Below are 15938 nucleotides of genomic sequence, written 5' to 3'. Positions count from 1 at the left end.
GCGCGCGTGTCATCACCGTTACCCGGACGCTCGACCTTGATCACTTCCGCGCCAAGGTCGGCCAGGATCTGCCCGGCCCAAGGCCCGGCCAGCACCCGCGATAAATCCAGTACCCGTAGATGCGATAGCGCGCCCATGGACGTTCTCCTTAATAGAACGCCTGGAGGCCGGTTTGCGCACGACCGAGGATCAGTGCATGGACGTCGTGCGTACCTTCATAGGTGTTCACCACTTCCAGGTTGACCAGGTGACGCGCAACACCGAATTCATCGGAGATGCCGTTGCCGCCCAACATATCGCGAGCCATGCGCGCGATGTCCAGGGACTTGCCGCAAGAGTTGCGCTTCATCATCGAGGTAATTTCGACTGCAGCGGTCCCTTCGTCCTTCATGCGACCCAGACGCAGGCAGCCTTGCAGCGCCATGGTGATTTCAGTCTGCATGTCGGCCAGCTTCTTCTGGATCAACTGAGTGGCGGCCAGCGGGCGACCGAACTGTTGACGATCCAGGGTGTACTGGCGAGCGGTGTGCCAGCAGAACTCGGCTGCACCCAGCGCACCCCAGGAGATGCCGTAACGTGCCGAGTTGAGGCAAGTGAAAGGACCTTTCAGGCCACGGACATCCGGGAAAATGTTCTCTTCCGGAACGAATACGTTGTCCATCACGATTTCACCGGTGATCGATGCCCGCAGGCCCACCTTGCCGTGAATCGCCGGAGCGCTCAGGCCTTTCCAGCCTTTCTCCAGAACGAAGCCGCGAATGTCACCGGCATCGTCCTTGGCCCAGACCACGAACACATCGGCGATCGGGCTGTTGGTGATCCACATCTTGCTGCCGGTGAGGCTGTAGCCGCCTTCGACTTTGCGCGCACGACTGATCATCGCGCCCGGGTCAGAGCCGTGGTTAGGCTCGGTCAGGCCGAAGCAACCGATCCACTCGCCCGACGCCAGTTTCGGCAGGTACTTTTGCTTCTGCGCTTCGGTACCGAATTCATTGATTGGCACCATCACCAGCGAGGACTGCACGCTCATCATCGAGCGATAGCCGGAGTCGATACGCTCGACTTCACGGGCGATCAGGCCGTAGCTGACATAGTTCAGGCCGCTGCCACCGTACTGCTCGGGGATGGTTGCGCCCAACAGACCGATCTCGCCCATTTCGCGGAAGATCGCCGGATCGGTCTTCTCATGACGGAAAGCTTCAAGAATGCGCGGCGCAAGGCTCTGCTGAGCAAACTGCGCAGCTGTGTCGCGAATCATGCGTTCTTCTTCAGTGAGCTGTTGATCCAGCAGCAGGGGATCGATCCAGTTGAAGCTAGCTTTACCGCCCATGAGTGTGTCCTCTCGAATCGGGTCAAATAACGTGGACTGATCCTAGGCCCGGATCGGCACTACGGCAAACGAGGATTTCGCATACTGTTGTGCTAATTTCTCACTCCGAAACGTCGCGAAAGAGCCTTTATGCGATGTATTAGTGAGGTTGACGTACATGCGCAGAAAGATACCCAGCACCACAGCCCTGATCAGCTTTGAGGCAGCGGCGCGCCACGAGAGCTTCACAAAGGCCGCCCAGGAACTTTCGCTGACCCAAGGGGCGATTTGCCGACAGATCGCCAGCCTTGAAGAGTTCCTCAGTGTGGAACTGTTCCGGCGCTCGCGGCGCGGGGTCAAGCTGACGGAAGCCGGACTCTCCTACAGCCGTCGAGTAGCTACCCAACTCGATGCGGTTGAGCGCGACACCTTGTCAGTCATGGGCCAGCAAGGCACCAACGTGATCGAATTGGCCGTCGTTCCGACCTTCGGCACCCAATGGCTACTGCCGCGACTCAAGGACTTCCAGCAAAAGCACCCGGAAGTGACGGTCAACCTGACCAACCGCACGCGCCCGTTCCTGTTCGCCGACACTGATTTTGATGCCGCCATCTACTTCGGTGACGCGGATTGGTCGGGTACAGAATCCCACAGGCTGATGGGTGAAAATCCAATGCCCGTTTGCAGCCCCAACCTGCTCGGAAACAAGACCAGTCTGACGCCCGGCGAAATCGCCGACTTACCTCTTCTGCAACAAACCACCCGCCCCTATGCCTGGCGCCAATGGTTCGACTCCCAACACCTGAATGTCCCGCGAGACATGACAGGCCCCCGCTACGAGCTATTCTCCATGCTCGCCCAAGCGGCCATGCACGACATGGGCATTGCGCTGATTCCACCGTTCCTGATTCAAAGGGAGTTGAAAGAGAAACGCCTGGTGATCGCCAACCCGCAAGCACTATCCAGCATCAAGGCTTATTACCTGATGATTCCTGAGCGGAAGGTCGAATCCGCATCCTTAAGGGCATTTCGTGACTGGCTGGTAAATCAGGCACACAGCTACAGCCTAGAGGGATAAAGGTTATTCAACGTTACTTGACCCCGTAGTCAGCTAAATCAAAGCCCTACAGATATACGTATTTGTCGCATACCAGCAAACTGTATCGATAAGTCGTACAAACGTCCCACACGCGGCTGACCACGCGGCTTTGCGCCACTATTTCGAAGCGATGCCGCATCATTCATACGGCCGATGTGTAAATTCTTCAATTTCGGCCAGAATCCTCGCAAAGCACGGTCTGCAAGGGATTGAGCCGGTTGGTTGCGACATTCGGTCACGGGGTGACTTGTAGTTAATTTTCCGTCACCCGTCATAATCCCTTGAAGGGCACAAAGTTCGCCTGCAAAATGCCGCGCCCCGCCCTGATTTGGCGGGATCGTGCTGATCGGCCGCCCCAGCCGCACCATCCGTAGTGCATGGGTTTACTCAATAAGATCACGCAGGAGATTTGACGTGCACATTGGTGTTCCTCTCGAAACCCAGACCGGTGAAACACGGGTTGCTGCAACCCCGGAAACCATCAAGAAGCTGATCAGCCAGGGTCATAAGGTCACTGTACAAAGCGGCGCCGGCGTTAATGCCAGCGTAGTCGACAGTGCCTATGAAGCGGCAGGCGCAAGCATTGGCAGTGCCAATGACGCGTTTGGTGCAGAGCTGATTTTGAAGGTGGTCGCGCCCAGCGACAGCGAGCTGGCGCTGATTAAAAGCGGCACCGTTGTGGTGGGGATGCTCAACCCGTTCAGCAACGAAACCATCGCCAAGCTGGCCGAGTGCGGGATTACCGCCTTTGCCCTGGAGGCGGCGCCGCGCACCTCCCGCGCCCAAAGCCTGGATGTGCTGTCCTCGCAAGCCAACATCGCCGGTTATAAAGCCGTGTTGCTGGCCGCGCACTACTATCCGCGCTTCATGCCAATGCTGATGACCGCCGCGGGCACTGTGAAAGCGGCGCGCGTGCTGATCCTCGGTGCCGGCGTGGCCGGTTTGCAGGCCATCGCCACGGCGAAACGCCTGGGGGCGGTGATCGAAGCATCTGACGTGCGCCCGGCGGTGAAAGAGCAGATCGAATCCCTCGGCGCCAAGTTCGTCGACGTACCTTACGAGACCGATGAAGAGCGTGAATGCGCCGTCGGTGTCGGCGGTTACGCCCGCCCGATGCCGGCCAGCTGGATGCAGCGCCAGGCCGCGGCCGTACACGAACGCGCCAAGCAGGCTGACATTGTCATCACCACCGCACTGATTCCGGGCCGCAAGGCACCAACCCTGTTGAGCGCGGAAACCGTGGCGCAGATGAAGCCGGGTTCGGTAGTCATCGACCTCGCGGCGGCTCAGGGTGGCAACTGCCCGCTGACCGTGGCCGATCAGGTGGTCGTCGAGAATGGCGTGACCATCGTCGGCCCGACCAACCTGGCCGGCGCCGTGGCGGCTGACGCTTCGGCGCTGTACGCACGCAACCTGCTGGACTTCATGAAACTGTTGTTCGATAAAGAAGGACAACTGGTGATCAACCTTGAAGACGATATCGTCGCCGCGTGCCTGATGTGCCGCGACGGCCAGATCGTGCGCAAGAACGGCTGAGGATAAAAACAATGGAAGACATGCTGATCTCTCACGGTATCTACAACCTGATTATCTTCGTGCTGGCCATCTATGTCGGCTACCACGTGGTCTGGAACGTCACCCCCGCACTGCACACGCCACTGATGGCGGTGACCAACGCCATCTCGGCCATCGTGATCGTCGGCGCCATGCTCGCCGCCGCCCTCACCGTGACCCCGCTGGGCAAGACCATGGGCACCCTGGCCGTGGCCCTGGCCGCGGTCAACGTATTTGGTGGCTTCCTGGTGACCCGGCGCATGCTGGAAATGTTCAAGAAGAAAGCGGCCAAAGCTCCGGCTGCCAAGGCCGCAGCAGTCAAGGCTGAGGTGCAGCAAGCATGAGCATGAACCTGGTTACTTCCCTGTATTTGATCGCCTCGGTCTGCTTCATCCAGGCGCTCAAGGGCCTCTCGCACCCCACCACGTCGCGCCGCGGCAACCTGTTCGGCATGCTCGGCATGGGCTTGGCGATCCTCACCACGGTCGGTCTGATCTACAAGCTCGGTGCCGAGCTGGCCCAGGACGGTATCGTCTACGTGATCGTCGGCCTGTTGATCGGCGGCACTGCCGGATCGATCATGGCCAAACGCGTCGAAATGACCAAGATGCCCGAACTGGTCGCCTTCATGCACAGCATGATCGGCCTGGCAGCGGTGTTCATCGCCGTGGCTGCCGTGGTCGAGCCGCAGTCGCTGGGCATCGTTGCGCAACTCGGTGACGCGATCCCGGCCGGCAACCGCCTGGAACTGTTCCTCGGTGCCGCCATCGGTGCAATCACCTTCTCCGGCTCGGTGATTGCCTTCGGCAAGCTGGCGGGCAAGTACAAGTTCCGCCTGTTCCAGGGTGCACCGGTACAGTTCAGTGGCCAGCACAAGCTGAACCTGCTGCTGGGCCTGGCCACACTGGGCCTGGGCGTGACCTTCATGCTCACCGGTGACTACACCGCTTTCGCCCTGATGCTGGCCCTGGCCTTCGTGCTCGGCGTGCTGATCATCATCCCGATTGGTGGCGCGGACATGCCAGTGGTCGTGTCGATGCTCAACAGCTACTCCGGCTGGGCAGCGGCGGGTATCGGCTTCTCGCTGAACAACTCGATGCTGATCATCGCCGGTTCGCTGGTGGGCTCAAGCGGTGCGATCCTCTCGTACATCATGTGCAAGGCGATGAACCGCTCCTTCTTTAACGTACTGCTCGGTGGTTTCGGCAATACAACGGATGCGGCCGGCCCGGCCGGTTCGAAAGAAGCCCGCCCGGTGAAATCCGGCTCGGCTGACGACGCGACCTTCCTGCTGACCAACGCCGACACCGTGATCATCGTGCCGGGCTACGGCCTGGCGGTCGCGCGGGCACAGCATGCGCTGAAGGAACTGACCGAGAAGCTGACCCATCGCGGCGTGACCGTGAAGTACGCGATCCACCCGGTTGCCGGTCGTATGCCGGGGCACATGAACGTGTTGCTGGCCGAGGCTGAAGTGCCTTACGACCAGGTGTTCGAGATGGACGACATCAACTCCGAGTTCGGCCAGGCCGACGTGGTGCTGGTGTTGGGCGCCAACGACGTGGTCAACCCGGCCGCGAAGAACGATCCGAAATCGCCGATTGCCGGCATGCCGATCCTCGAGGCGTTCAAGGCCAAGACCATCATCGTCAACAAGCGCTCGATGGCCAGCGGCTACGCCGGCCTGGACAACGAACTGTTCTACCTGGACAAGACCATGATGGTGTTCGGCGACGCTAAAAAGGTCATCGAAGACATGGTCAAAGCCGTCGACTAACCCTCTGCGGCACACGGAACGCCCCGACTCGTCGGGGCGTTTTTGTTTGCGCAAATCGTCGGACAAACTATCCTTTTGTTACCGATCCGGTAACGGTGTTTTGCTTTAAAGGCCCGGAATAGACGCCTCGATTGCGACCTTGGTAGCGGGACAGAAGCCGGCGCAATTCACTAGACTGCACGTCCTGCTACCTGTTGCCCGAGATAACAATCCATGTACCGTGACCGTATTCGCCTGCCTTCGTTGTTGGACAAAGTGATGAGCGCTGCCGACGCTGCCGCTCTGATTGAGGACGGCATGACCGTCGGCATGAGTGGCTTTACTCGCGCCGGCGAAGCCAAGGCCGTCCCTCAGGCTCTGGCCGAGCGTGCCAAGGTCACGCCGCTGAAGATCAGCCTGATGACCGGCGCAAGCCTGGGCAACGACCTCGACAAGCAGTTGACCGAAGCCGGTGTGTTATCGCGACGCATGCCGTTCCAGGTCGATAGCACCCTGCGCAAGGCGATCAATGCCGGTGAAGTCATGTTCATCGACCAGCACTTGTCGGAAACCGTGGAGCAATTGCGCAACCAGCAATTGAAACTGCCGGACATTGCCGTGATTGAAGCCGTAGCGATCACCGAGCAAGGGCATATCGTGCCAACCACCTCGGTCGGCAACTCGGCCAGCTTCGCGATTTTCGCCAAGCACGTGATCGTCGAGATCAACATGGCGCACAACCCGAATCTCGAAGGTCTGCACGACATCTATATTCCGACCTACCGTCCGACCCGCACGCCGATTCCGCTGGTCAAGGTCGACGATCGCATTGGCAGCACCGCCATCCCGATTCCACCGGAAAAAATCGTCGCCATCGTCGTCACCAACCAGGCTGACTCGCCCTCCACTGTGCTGGCGCCGGACGCCGAGACCCAAGCCATTGCCGACCACCTGATCGACTTCTTCAAACAGGAAGTGGCAGCCGGGCGTATGACCAACAAGCTCGGCCCGTTGCAAGCCGGCATCGGCACCATCGCCAACTCGGTGATGTGTGGCCTGATCGACTCGCCATTCGAAGACCTGACGATGTATTCCGAGGTGCTGCAGGACTCGACCTTCGACCTGATCGACGCGGGCAAGCTGAGCTTTGCCTCGGGCAGCTCGATCACCCTGTCGAGCCGGCGCAATGCCGACGTGTTCGGCAATCTGGAGCGCTATAAGGACAAACTGGTCCTGCGTCCGCAGGAGATCTCCAACCACCCTGAAGTCGTGCGCCGCCTCGGCATCATCGGCATCAACACGGCGCTGGAGTTCGACATCTACGGCAACGTCAACTCCACTCACGTCTGCGGCACGCGGATGATGAACGGCATCGGTGGCTCGGGCGACTTCGCGCGCAACGCGCACCTGTCCGTGTTCGTGACCAAGTCGATCGCCAAGGGCGGTGCGATCTCCAGCGTGGTGCCGATGGTCAGCCATGTTGACCACACCGAACATGACGTCGACATCCTCGTGACCGAAGTGGGCCTGGCAGACTTACGCGGCCTGGCGCCCCGGGAGCGCGCCCGGATCATCATCGACAAGTGCGTGCACCCGGATTACCGCCAGGCGCTGAATGATTACTTCACCGCCGCGTGCGCCATCGGCGGGCACACCCCGCACATCCTGCGTGACGCCCTGAGCTGGCACATCAACCTGGAAGAAACCGGGCAAATGCTGAAGAAGTAATTGGTACAGATAGCAGCTGGCGCAAACACAGTTTCGTCAGCTTGCTCTTGCCTCTTCGCAATATGAAAAAAACTGTACTGCTGTACTGGTCATTTCCTAGGGAAAATTCCTACCTTATCGAGCAAAAACAGCAATTCCGCACCCTAATAGTGCGCATAGGTACAGTTTCCTCAATTTCGACCAGTACACCCCCTATAAACAGTTAACTGAGCTCTCACAATACAGATGAACTGTATCTACAGAGACTAGGCAAACGAGAGGATCATGGGCACCAGTTAAACCACTACCTAATCCCGCCATAAGCGGAAGGATGTCAACCATGGAACGTACACTCAGTTCCGAACTGTTCTTCGAAGACACTGCTGCAAAAACCCAGGCTTCCATGCCTCTGCGCGTTATCGCCAACCTGATGCTGTGGCAGCGCCGCATTACCAGCCGCCATCAACTGGCTCGCCTGGATTCGCGTCTGCTGGCTGACGCCGGGATTAGCGAAGCACAACGCTACGAAGAGCTGAGCAAGCCGTTCTGGCGCTAAGTTAGCGTCGCTGGCTCTGACCTGAAGGTCCACCGCCAGCAACCCGAATTGAAAAAACAAAACCCGTCGTGGGAAACCACGACGGGTTTTGTCGTTTTGGCCTGTCAAATCCGGCCTTACAGTAGACAAACCTGAAGACCAGTACAGTTTGATGAAAATACAAACTGAATGAGTACAATATCGTCGCAGTGTGTCTGTAGTGGATGTTCGGCCCGTGCCAGCATGGAGCCCTCTACTTATCAGGACAGGGACCGCGCCATGAATTCTTTACAGGATGTTTCCACCCCCTCAGTTCAATCGAGACCTTGCTTGCACAGGGTCAGAGATCTGCTGACAGGGCTCTTCGCTAGCCTGGAAAGGGCGAGAACACGACGTTTACTGGCTCAACTCGATGATCGTCAGCTATCAGACCTTGGCATCAGCCACGCCGACCGCATCAATGAATTGGATAAACCGTTCTGGCGCTGACTGCCTGTTTGCATGACGGGCTGTTCGAACTGACACACTCAGGCCTAATATCAAATCAGAACGTGGCGAGCGCCAAGCGCCTGGCGTCTGACTTTGCAGACACTGCGCCATTTTTCAATTGGTTTACCCAAAGGAGTTACCCATGTCCCGTCTCCGTCTGCTCAGCGCTGCAGCCCTGTTTGCCGTAGCTGCCAGTGCCCAAGCCAGCAGCTTCATCGTGACCACGGATGCTGTCGTCAACGCGCTCAAAGCCACGTCCGATGCGACCACCGACGTCGTCTCGTCTTCGTTCAAGGATGACAAGATCGTCCTCGCGGCCCGTGACGACGCAGCCAGCTTCGTCGCCAGTGAAGGTTCCATCCGCGGCGTGAAACTGGAAAGCGCACTCGACCATATTCGCCACCAGGCGCCACAGCTGAACGCAAGCGACGCCCAACTGGCGCAAGCGATTCTGACGATCTAAACGACTGCACAGACATGGGGCACACCCGACGTGTCCCAATGTTTCGGCGCTGGCCCTAGAACGGGCCTTGCGCTAGCCTTGTGACTCACTTTCAACTGTCGAGTCTCATGCGTTTTCCTTCAAATCTCTTGATCGCTCCAGCCTTTCTTACCCTTGCTTGCTGCGGATCGGCCCACGCTTATGACGCCTTCAATCTGTCCACCCAAGGCATCGTCGCCAGCGGTTACGCCACAAGCTTGGTGACCAGCGCCCCCTTCGACCATAAACTGCTGCTCGCCGCCCAGGATGACGCTGCGGCATTCATTGCCAGTGACGGCCAACTGAGAGGCGCACGACTGGAGTCGGCCCTGCGGTATCTGCGCCGAACCCAGGCAAAACTTCATGCCAGCGACCTTGAACTGGCACAAGCAATTCTCGTCCAATAGTTATCCCTGTTTTTCTGGAGTCGTTCCATGCGTAACCCGCTGATTGCTGCCACCTTAGGCCTACTGCTGTTGGCCGATGTGGCCCAGGCACATACTCTGGTTGCCACCAGTAATATGCTGATTCGTGCTACCCAGCGCACCCTCGATTTCACCTCCGATACCACCACGTCCATCCGCGATTCGAAAATCGTTCGCGAAGCCCAGGACGACGCCGCCAGTTTCGTTGCCAGCAATGGCGACATTCGCGGCGCTCACCTGGAGTCCGCCTTCGATTTGCTGCGCACTCGCGTACCGGAAGCCCGTGACGCCAGTGACCAGGATCTCGCCGAAGCCATCCTCGCACTGTGAAGCGTCCAGGCGCCTGGCTACTGGCCGGGGCCCTGTTGCTGCTCGGCAACACGGCCCACGCAAGCCTTCAATTACAGCTCAAGACCGAAGGTCTGACTCCCGCGCAACAGCAAGCCAGCCAGGCGTTGCTCGATGAAGCCATGCAGGCACTGCCGCCACGCTTTATCGAGCAACTCGATCGACACATCGACGTCGGCTGGACCAATGACATGCCGAGCAACGCCTACGGTCAGGCATCACAGGTGTCAGAACTCGATTTGAACCGCAACCTGCTGGCCGGCCTCACCGATGGCAGCGCTGCGACCAAAAAAACCCATCGCCCCCATGGCACCGTACGCCGGGAAATGCTGGCCACGGTGTTGCACGAGCTGACTCACATCTACGATCGCTCGCGCCTGTGGCCGGATGCCGAACGCAAGCTGATTCAGCGCTGTACCCAGCGCAACAACAGCTCAGGGCTGGTTGGCATTCCCGACCAATGTCGGGGCCAGTCCGATCGGCGTTTTACCCTCAGTGACGATCCGCGCTTGCTCGACCTCGCCGGCTGGCAGCAATACGTAGGCCGTCGCGGTGAACGCGAACAGCACAATCGCCAGATTGCCCGCAGCCCGGACATCTACGAGACCAGCAGTGCGAAGGAGTTCGTCGCGGTCAACATAGAGTATTTCCTCCTCGACCCGAGCTACGCCTGCCGCCGCCCCGCGCTGTACCGCTACTACAAGGAACATTTCGGCTGGGCGCCCGCCGCCAAAGATACCTGCAGCAAGACCTTCGCATTCCTCAATGCCGGCAACGACTTCGCCAAGACACCTTTGGGCCAGGTCGATCCGGAGCGGGTCTATGCCGTTGACTATCTGCTGGCCGAGGCCAACCAGAACCTGTTCAGCCGCTGGGGCCACAGCATGTTGCGCTTGGTGATCTGCGCGCCGGGCCGACCACGCGGACCGGATTGCCGATTGGATCTGGACCAGCATCTGGTGCTGTCGTACCGCGCCTTCGTCGGCGACGTACAGCTGTCGAGCTGGGATGGCCTGGTTGGTAAGTACCCGTCGCGGCTGTTTATCCTGCCGCTGTCCCAGGTCATCGACGAATACACCAAGACCGAACTGCGCAGCCTGGCCTCCGTGCCCCTGAACCTGTCGCGCAGAGAGATTGAAGACGTGGTCGGACGTGCCGCCGAGATGCACTGGAGCTACGACGGCAACTACTTCTTCCTATCGAACAACTGCGCGGTGGAAGAGCTGAAATTACTGCGTGGCGGCACCAATAACCCGCAATTGGTGGGACTCGACAACATCATGCCCAACGGTTTGCTGGAAGTGCTGAAAGGCCGCGGACTGGCGAACACCAGTGTGCTGGACGACCCGCGGGAAGCCTTGCGCCTGGGTTATCGTTTCGACTCCTTTCGCGAGCGCTATCAGGCCATGTTCGAGATCCTGAAAAAGCACTTGCCGATCAAGCAGGAGACCGTCGAAGACTGGCTCGAATTGAAAGCCGCGGAGCGTCGGCAATGGTTCGAGCAGGCCGATTTGCGCACCAGTGCGGCGTTGCTGCTATTGGAACAGGCCAGTTTCCGTCAGCAATTGCTGCTGGCCCAGGATGAAGTGAAGCAGCGCTATCTGGGCGCCCGAGAGCTGAAGAATGGCGGCATGGACAAGGCCAACGAGACGCTCAAGGACATTCTTGCCAACAGTGGTTTCCTCAGCCGGCCGGCGGAACTGCTGGGCACCAACGGCTATGGCTTGCCGCAACCAAGCGAGTGGGAGCATCTGGAAGCGGAAAGCAGCCAGCGCCAGAAACAGCTCCTGGCGCTGTCCGGGGATCTGGACAAGGAGGTGAGGGCGCTGCTTGAACCGAGCCGCGCCGCCGAAATGGCCGCCAACGAGGCCAACGTGAAGCAGATTGGTGAACACCTGCGCAAACTGCACAAGGCATCAGGCGGGATAGAGTTGCCTTGATACCGCGACCTATGGGAGCGAGGAGGGCTGCACATCCAGCATTGATGTTGGCTGACACGCCGCTATCGTCGGATCGCCGCCCGGAGCAAGCTCGCTCCCACAAGGTTTACAGCGTTTAGCCACACACAGCAAAAAGGGCTTCAGAACGCAGTCCTGAAGCCCTTTTTGCTGTTCAGTCTCTGAATCAGGAACGTTGCCTTCAGCTGACGCGGGCTTTACGCACGCCATCGGCCAACGCCGAGCACAGGCTCAGCACGCCATCCACGGCTTGTTCCGGGGAGGTGGCATTGGCGATGTGATCGATCAATGCCGAACCCACCACAACACCGTCGGCCAGACGCGCGATGGACGCTGCCTGCTCCGGAGTCCGGATACCGAAACCGATGCTGATCGGCAGGTCGGTATGGCGGCGCAGACGGGCGACCGCTTCCTCGACGTGTTCCAGCGTGGCGGCACCGGCGCCGGTCACACCGGCCACCGAGACGTAGTAGACGAAACCGGAGCTGCCGTTGAGTACGGTCGGCAGGCGCACATCGTCGGTGGTTGGCGTGGTCAGGCGAATGAAGTCCAGACCCGCAGCCTGCGCCGGGTCGCACAGCTCGCCGTTATGCTCGGGCGGCAGGTCGACCACGATCAGGCCGTCAACACCGGCTTCCTTGGCTTCGGCGATGAAGCGCGGTACGCCGTACATGTGAATCGGGTTGAAGTACCCCATCAGCACCAGCGGCGTTTCGTTGTTGTCCTGGCGGAACTCGCGAACCATTTGCAGGGTTTTCGCCAGATTCTGTTTGGCACCCAACGCACGGATGTTGGCGAGCTGGATTGCCGGGCCGTCAGCCATCGGGTCGGTGAAGGGCATGCCCAGTTCAATCACGTCGGCGCCAGCCGCCGGCAAGCCCTTGAGGATGGCCAGGGAGGTGTCATAGCCCGGGTCGCCGGCGGTCACGAAGGTCACCAGGGCGGCGCGGTTCTGTTCCTTGAGTTCGGCAAAACGCGTTTGCAGGCGGCTCATCAGTGTTTCTCCTGCTTCGATTGTTCCATGTGGTGCATCACGGTCTGCATGTCTTTGTCGCCACGACCGGACAGGTTGACCACCATCAGGTGATCTTTTGGCAAGGTCGGTGCGCGCTTGAATACTTCAGCCAGGGCATGGGCGCTTTCCAGGGCAGGGATGATCCCTTCCAGGCGGCAGCACTTGTGGAACGCAGCGAGGGCTTCGTCGTCAGTCACCGAGGTGTACTGAACGCGGCCAATGTCATGCAACCAGGCGTGTTCCGGGCCGATGCCCGGGTAGTCGAGTCCGGCAGAGATCGAGTGGGCGTCGATGATCTGGCCATCGTCGTCCTGCAGCAGGAAAGTACGATTGCCATGCAGGACGCCTGGAACGCCGCCATTCAGGCTGGCCGCATGCTTGCCGGTCTCGATGCCGTAACCGGCGGCTTCAACGCCGATGATCTCGACACTCTTGTCGTCGAGGAACGGGTGGAACAGGCCCATGGCGTTGGAACCACCGCCGATGCACGCCACCAGGCTGTCCGGCAGGCGACCTTCCTGGACTTGCAGCTGTTCGCGGGTTTCCTTGCCGATCACCGCCTGGAAGTCGCGAACCATCGCCGGGTAAGGGTGCGGACCGGCCACGGTGCCGATCAGGTAGAAGGTGCTGTCGACGTTGGTCACCCAGTCACGCAGGGCTTCGTTCATCGCGTCTTTCAGCGTGCCGGTACCGGCTACCACCGGGATCACTTCGGCCCCCAGCAGCTTCATGCGGAACACGTTGGCCTGCTGACGTTCGATGTCAGTGGTGCCCATGTAAATCACGCAATCCAGACCGAAACGCGCAGCAACGGTGGCCGTGGCCACACCGTGCATGCCGGCGCCGGTCTCGGCGATGATGCGCTTCTTGCCCATGCGCCGCGCCAGCAGGATCTGGCCGATGCAGTTGTTGATCTTGTGCGCGCCGGTGTGGTTCAGCTCTTCGCGCTTGAGGTAGATCTTCGCACCGCCGCAGAACTCGGTCAGACGCTCGGCGAAGTACAGTGGGCTTGGACGTCCGACATAGTCACGCTGGAAGTAGGCCAGTTCCTCCTTGAATGCAGGATCTTCCTTGGCCAACTCATATTCGCGGGCCAGGTCGAGGATCAACGGCATCAGGGTTTCGGCAACGTAGCGGCCGCCGAACGCGCCAAACAGGCCGTTGGCATCAGGGCCGTTGCGCAGATTAGTCTGGGTCATGGGGCGCTCCAGTTGAATGCGTGAAGTGATGCATAAAGAGATAGTGGGCTTCACTCTACCCCTGACGCCCCGGTCTGAAAACCGATAAGATCGCCACAACCTGTCAGGAAAACTCACAGATCAAATGAGCCATGACCTTCCTCCGCTGAACGCACTTCGCGCCTTCGAAGCCACTGCCCGCTTGAACAGCGTCAGCCAGGCGGCCGAACAGCTGCATGTCACCCACGGCGCGGTCAGCCGGCAACTCAAGGTGCTTGAAGAACACCTTGGCGTAAGCCTGTTCATCAAGGACGGTCGCGGCCTGAAACTCACAGATGCCGGGTTACGCCTGCGTGACGCCAGCAGCGAAGCCTTCGAGCGCCTGCGCAGCGTTTGCGCCGAACTCACACAAAGCACAGCCGATGCGCCATTCGTGCTCGGTTGCTCGGGAAGCCTGCTGGCGCGCTGGTTTATCCCGCGACTGGGGCGGCTCAATGCCGACCTGCCGGACTTGCGCCTGCACCTGTCGGCCGGAGAAGGCGATCTGGATCCGCGAAGACCGGGGCTGGATGCCTTGCTGGTATTTGCCGAGCCACCCTGGCCGGCGGACATGCAGGTTTTTGAGCTGACCAGCGAACGTATCGGCCCGGTCATGAGCCCTCGGTTCGCCGGCTATGAACGGCTCAAGCAGGCGTCGGAAACCGCACTGCTGAACGAACCCTTGCTACACACCACCTCACGCCCGCAAGCCTGGCCAAACTGGGCGCAACCACGGGGCCTCGACCCCAAGGCGCTGAAGTACGGTCAGGGATTTGAACATTTGTATTACTTGCTGGAAGCCGCCGTCGCGGGTCTGGGCGTGGCGATTGCCCCCGAACCCTTGGTGACGGAGGACTTGAAGGCCGGCCGCCTGGTTGCGCCTTGGGGCTTCAGTGAAACCCCGGCGCAACTGGCGTTGTGGCTACCCAAGCGCGCCGCGGACGGGCGCGCCCGGCAACTGGCACAGTGGCTCAAGAACGAGCTGCGTCGGGCGGATTAATCACGCTTGCACAACAGATACGCGGCCAGCAGGCCCAATGCGCCCACGGCGACACCGGCTGTTGTCCAGGGGTGTTCCTGTGCGTAGTCCCGGGTGGCGATTCCGGTTTCGCGGGTTTTGACCCTGACCTCTTCATAGGCATCGGCAAGCAGATGGCGCGAGTGTTTCAAGGCATTCTCGGCGTTGCTTTTCAGGGTCTTGAGGGTTTTACGCGACTCGTCCGAGGCGTCGTCCTTCAGGCTTTCCAAAGACTTGAGCAGACTCTCGATCTCGGCTTCCATGCTTTGCAATGAGGCTTTGCGTAACGAGGTGTTGGCCATGGTGGCTCTCCTGCATTGGTGATGAGTGGCGTGTGTTGGTTGGGACTTCATGGGCTCAAGAAAGTGCAGAAAATACGAACTTCACCCTCAGAACGGCCAACAGAAGAAATAGGAAAAATCACTGCTAGGCTGTAATTCACACGCCGAGGAGAACGCCATGTCTGACCATCACACCTACAAGAAAGTCGAGCTGGTTGGCTCGTCCACCAGCAGTATCGAAGATGCGATCAACAACGCGCTGGCCGAAGCCAGCAAAAGCATCAAGTACATGGAATGGTTTGAAGTGACCGAGACCCGTGGGCACATCAGGGACGGCAAGGCTGCGCACTTTCAGGTGACCTTGAAAGTCGGGTTCCGGATTGCCAGCAGCTGACTTTGGGCTAGTCTTCTGAACTTGCACGCCGGCCGAATGCCATAGGGAATGGCAAAGCACTCCATGAGTGCGTCCGGCTGACGGCTGGTTACCCCTATGATCCGACCAGGGAATGCAACTGATGAAGAAGTTTATGTTGGCGGTAGGTTTGTTGAGCCTTGCGGGGAGCGCATTGGCGGGCGGCAAGCCATGCGAAGAGCTGAAAGCCGAAATCGCAGCGAAACTTGATGCCAAGGGCGTTTCCGGTTATTCGCTGGAGATTGTCGATAAAGGTGCCGCTGCCGGCGGGAAAGTTGTCGGTAAATGCGAGGCGGGCGCCAAAGTGATCGTCTATAAAAAGTAGACCGATTCC

19 protein-coding genes (1 of these 19 cut by a window edge) are annotated in these 15938 nt (G+C 59.6%); 14 read left to right on the top strand and 5 right to left on the bottom strand.

What is annotated here, in order from left to right; genetic code table 11:
* Both AC3ITY_RS00560 and AC3ITY_RS00555 read right to left on the bottom strand, forming a co-directional pair.
* On the bottom strand, positions 1–137 hold the 5' portion of the coding sequence (locus AC3ITY_RS00560) for a CaiB/BaiF CoA transferase family protein (RefSeq protein WP_489307058.1). It extends 1084 nt beyond the left edge of the window; only the first 137 of its 1221 coding nucleotides appear in the window; the start codon lies at positions 135–137; its stop codon lies beyond the left edge, outside the window.
* Positions 138–148: 11 nt separating this feature from the next.
* Positions 149–1330: an acyl-CoA dehydrogenase gene (locus AC3ITY_RS00555; RefSeq protein WP_046043971.1), complete on the bottom strand. Its 1182-nt coding sequence runs from the start codon at positions 1328–1330 to the stop codon at positions 149–151.
* Between the two features lie 157 nt (positions 1331–1487).
* Here AC3ITY_RS00555 and AC3ITY_RS00550 point away from each other — a divergent pair, with 157 nt between their 5' ends.
* From AC3ITY_RS00550 to AC3ITY_RS00500, 11 genes are all read left to right on the top strand, one after another.
* Positions 1488–2387 carry a LysR family transcriptional regulator gene (locus tag AC3ITY_RS00550; RefSeq protein ID WP_150753713.1) on the top strand — a complete coding sequence of 300 codons (900 nt, stop codon included), beginning with the start codon at positions 1488–1490 and terminating at the stop codon, positions 2385–2387.
* A gap of 435 nt (positions 2388–2822) precedes the next feature.
* Entirely contained in the window at positions 2823–3944 is a 1122-nt protein-coding gene (locus AC3ITY_RS00545; RefSeq protein ID WP_489307057.1) for a Re/Si-specific NAD(P)(+) transhydrogenase subunit alpha, read from the top strand.
* Positions 3945–3955: 11 nt separating this feature from the next.
* Complete coding sequence (locus AC3ITY_RS00540) at positions 3956–4306, top strand: NAD(P) transhydrogenase subunit alpha part 2 (RefSeq protein WP_046042645.1); 351 nt, start codon at positions 3956–3958, stop codon at positions 4304–4306.
* Complete coding sequence (locus AC3ITY_RS00535; RefSeq protein WP_489307056.1) at positions 4303–5739, top strand: NAD(P)(+) transhydrogenase (Re/Si-specific) subunit beta; 1437 nt, start codon at positions 4303–4305, stop codon at positions 5737–5739. The genes AC3ITY_RS00540 and AC3ITY_RS00535 overlap by 4 nt, the downstream gene beginning before the upstream one ends.
* Before the next feature lie 213 nt (positions 5740–5952).
* Positions 5953–7446, top strand: coding sequence for a succinyl-CoA:acetate CoA-transferase ScpC (gene scpC, locus AC3ITY_RS00530; RefSeq protein ID WP_046042648.1), 1494 nt, complete (start codon positions 5953–5955; stop codon positions 7444–7446).
* A gap of 319 nt (positions 7447–7765) precedes the next feature.
* On the top strand, positions 7766–7981 hold the full coding sequence (locus AC3ITY_RS00525; RefSeq protein ID WP_030129620.1) for a DUF1127 domain-containing protein: 216 nt from the start codon (positions 7766–7768) through the stop codon (positions 7979–7981).
* Positions 7982–8239: 258 nt separating this feature from the next.
* Positions 8240–8449, top strand: coding sequence for a DUF1127 domain-containing protein (locus AC3ITY_RS00520; RefSeq protein ID WP_489307054.1), 210 nt, complete (start codon positions 8240–8242; stop codon positions 8447–8449).
* A gap of 142 nt (positions 8450–8591) precedes the next feature.
* The gene (locus AC3ITY_RS00515; protein ID WP_477776004.1) at positions 8592–8912 is read left to right on the top strand and encodes a DUF2388 domain-containing protein; all 321 of its coding nucleotides are present in this window, start codon (positions 8592–8594) and stop codon (positions 8910–8912) included.
* A 107-nt stretch (positions 8913–9019) separates the two neighbouring features.
* Positions 9020–9337, top strand: coding sequence for a DUF2388 domain-containing protein (locus AC3ITY_RS00510; RefSeq protein WP_489307053.1), 318 nt, complete (start codon positions 9020–9022; stop codon positions 9335–9337).
* Between the two features lie 27 nt (positions 9338–9364).
* Complete coding sequence (locus tag AC3ITY_RS00505) at positions 9365–9685, top strand: DUF2388 domain-containing protein (RefSeq protein ID WP_008002141.1); 321 nt, start codon at positions 9365–9367, stop codon at positions 9683–9685.
* Positions 9682–11643, top strand: coding sequence for a DUF7844 domain-containing protein (locus AC3ITY_RS00500; protein ID WP_489307052.1), 1962 nt, complete (start codon positions 9682–9684; stop codon positions 11641–11643). Before AC3ITY_RS00505 ends, AC3ITY_RS00500 begins: the two co-directional genes overlap by 4 nt.
* A gap of 199 nt (positions 11644–11842) precedes the next feature.
* Here AC3ITY_RS00500 and trpA read toward each other — a convergent pair whose 3' ends face one another.
* Entirely contained in the window at positions 11843–12655 is an 813-nt protein-coding gene (gene trpA, locus AC3ITY_RS00495; RefSeq protein WP_090452353.1) for a tryptophan synthase subunit alpha, read from the bottom strand.
* Positions 12655–13875, bottom strand: coding sequence for a tryptophan synthase subunit beta (gene trpB, locus AC3ITY_RS00490; RefSeq protein WP_489307051.1), 1221 nt, complete (start codon positions 13873–13875; stop codon positions 12655–12657). Before trpB ends, trpA begins: the two co-directional genes overlap by 1 nt.
* A gap of 124 nt (positions 13876–13999) precedes the next feature.
* Here trpB and AC3ITY_RS00485 point away from each other — a divergent pair, with 124 nt between their 5' ends.
* Positions 14000–14893 (top strand): LysR family transcriptional regulator, encoded by an 894-nt coding sequence (locus tag AC3ITY_RS00485; RefSeq protein WP_489307050.1) that lies wholly within the window; start codon positions 14000–14002, stop codon positions 14891–14893.
* Here the strand turns inward: AC3ITY_RS00485 and AC3ITY_RS00480 are convergent.
* A complete protein-coding gene (locus AC3ITY_RS00480) occupies positions 14890–15213 on the bottom strand; it encodes an ElaB/YgaM/YqjD family protein (protein WP_489307049.1) in 324 nt (107 codons plus the stop codon). The genes AC3ITY_RS00485 and AC3ITY_RS00480 overlap by 4 nt on opposite strands.
* 157 nt (positions 15214–15370) lie before the next feature.
* On the opposite strand from AC3ITY_RS00480, the gene AC3ITY_RS00475 reads away from it, so the two are divergent.
* On the top strand, positions 15371–15586 hold the full coding sequence (locus AC3ITY_RS00475; protein ID WP_008002152.1) for a dodecin: 216 nt from the start codon (positions 15371–15373) through the stop codon (positions 15584–15586).
* 121 nt (positions 15587–15707) lie between these two features.
* Positions 15708–15929 carry a DUF1161 domain-containing protein gene (locus AC3ITY_RS00470; RefSeq protein ID WP_008045869.1) on the top strand — a complete coding sequence of 74 codons (222 nt, stop codon included), beginning with the start codon at positions 15708–15710 and terminating at the stop codon, positions 15927–15929.
* The last annotated feature ends 9 nt before the right edge of the window (positions 15930–15938 follow it).

It is taken from the genome of Pseudomonas sp. GL_091, assembly GCF_057837725.1.
The sequence above is the reverse complement of the archived record's forward strand: the minus strand, read 5'-3'. Positions and strand labels throughout refer to the sequence as shown.

Coding starts and splice junctions, on each gene's coding strand:
- AC3ITY_RS00515 (WP_477776004.1), top strand. CDS start 8,592: ATGTCCCGTCTCCGTCTGCTCAGCGCTGCAGCCCTGTTTGCCGTAGCT.
- AC3ITY_RS00505 (WP_008002141.1), top strand. CDS start 9,365: ATGCGTAACCCGCTGATTGCTGCCACCTTAGGCCTACTGCTGTTGGCC.
- AC3ITY_RS00470 (WP_008045869.1), top strand. CDS start 15,708: ATGAAGAAGTTTATGTTGGCGGTAGGTTTGTTGAGCCTTGCGGGGAGC.
- AC3ITY_RS00480 (WP_489307049.1), bottom strand. CDS start 15,213: ATGGCCAACACCTCGTTACGCAAAGCCTCATTGCAAAGCATGGAAGCC.
- AC3ITY_RS00475 (WP_008002152.1), top strand. CDS start 15,371: ATGTCTGACCATCACACCTACAAGAAAGTCGAGCTGGTTGGCTCGTCC.
- trpB (WP_489307051.1), bottom strand. CDS start 13,875: ATGACCCAGACTAATCTGCGCAACGGCCCTGATGCCAACGGCCTGTTT.
- AC3ITY_RS00540 (WP_046042645.1), top strand. CDS start 3,956: ATGGAAGACATGCTGATCTCTCACGGTATCTACAACCTGATTATCTTC.
- AC3ITY_RS00535 (WP_489307056.1), top strand. CDS start 4,303: ATGAGCATGAACCTGGTTACTTCCCTGTATTTGATCGCCTCGGTCTGC.
- AC3ITY_RS00525 (WP_030129620.1), top strand. CDS start 7,766: ATGGAACGTACACTCAGTTCCGAACTGTTCTTCGAAGACACTGCTGCA.
- AC3ITY_RS00555 (WP_046043971.1), bottom strand. CDS start 1,330: ATGGGCGGTAAAGCTAGCTTCAACTGGATCGATCCCCTGCTGCTGGAT.
- AC3ITY_RS00485 (WP_489307050.1), top strand. CDS start 14,000: ATGAGCCATGACCTTCCTCCGCTGAACGCACTTCGCGCCTTCGAAGCC.
- AC3ITY_RS00520 (WP_489307054.1), top strand. CDS start 8,240: ATGAATTCTTTACAGGATGTTTCCACCCCCTCAGTTCAATCGAGACCT.
- trpA (WP_090452353.1), bottom strand. CDS start 12,655: ATGAGCCGCCTGCAAACGCGTTTTGCCGAACTCAAGGAACAGAACCGC.
- AC3ITY_RS00510 (WP_489307053.1), top strand. CDS start 9,020: ATGCGTTTTCCTTCAAATCTCTTGATCGCTCCAGCCTTTCTTACCCTT.
- AC3ITY_RS00550 (WP_150753713.1), top strand. CDS start 1,488: ATGCGCAGAAAGATACCCAGCACCACAGCCCTGATCAGCTTTGAGGCA.
- scpC (WP_046042648.1), top strand. CDS start 5,953: ATGTACCGTGACCGTATTCGCCTGCCTTCGTTGTTGGACAAAGTGATG.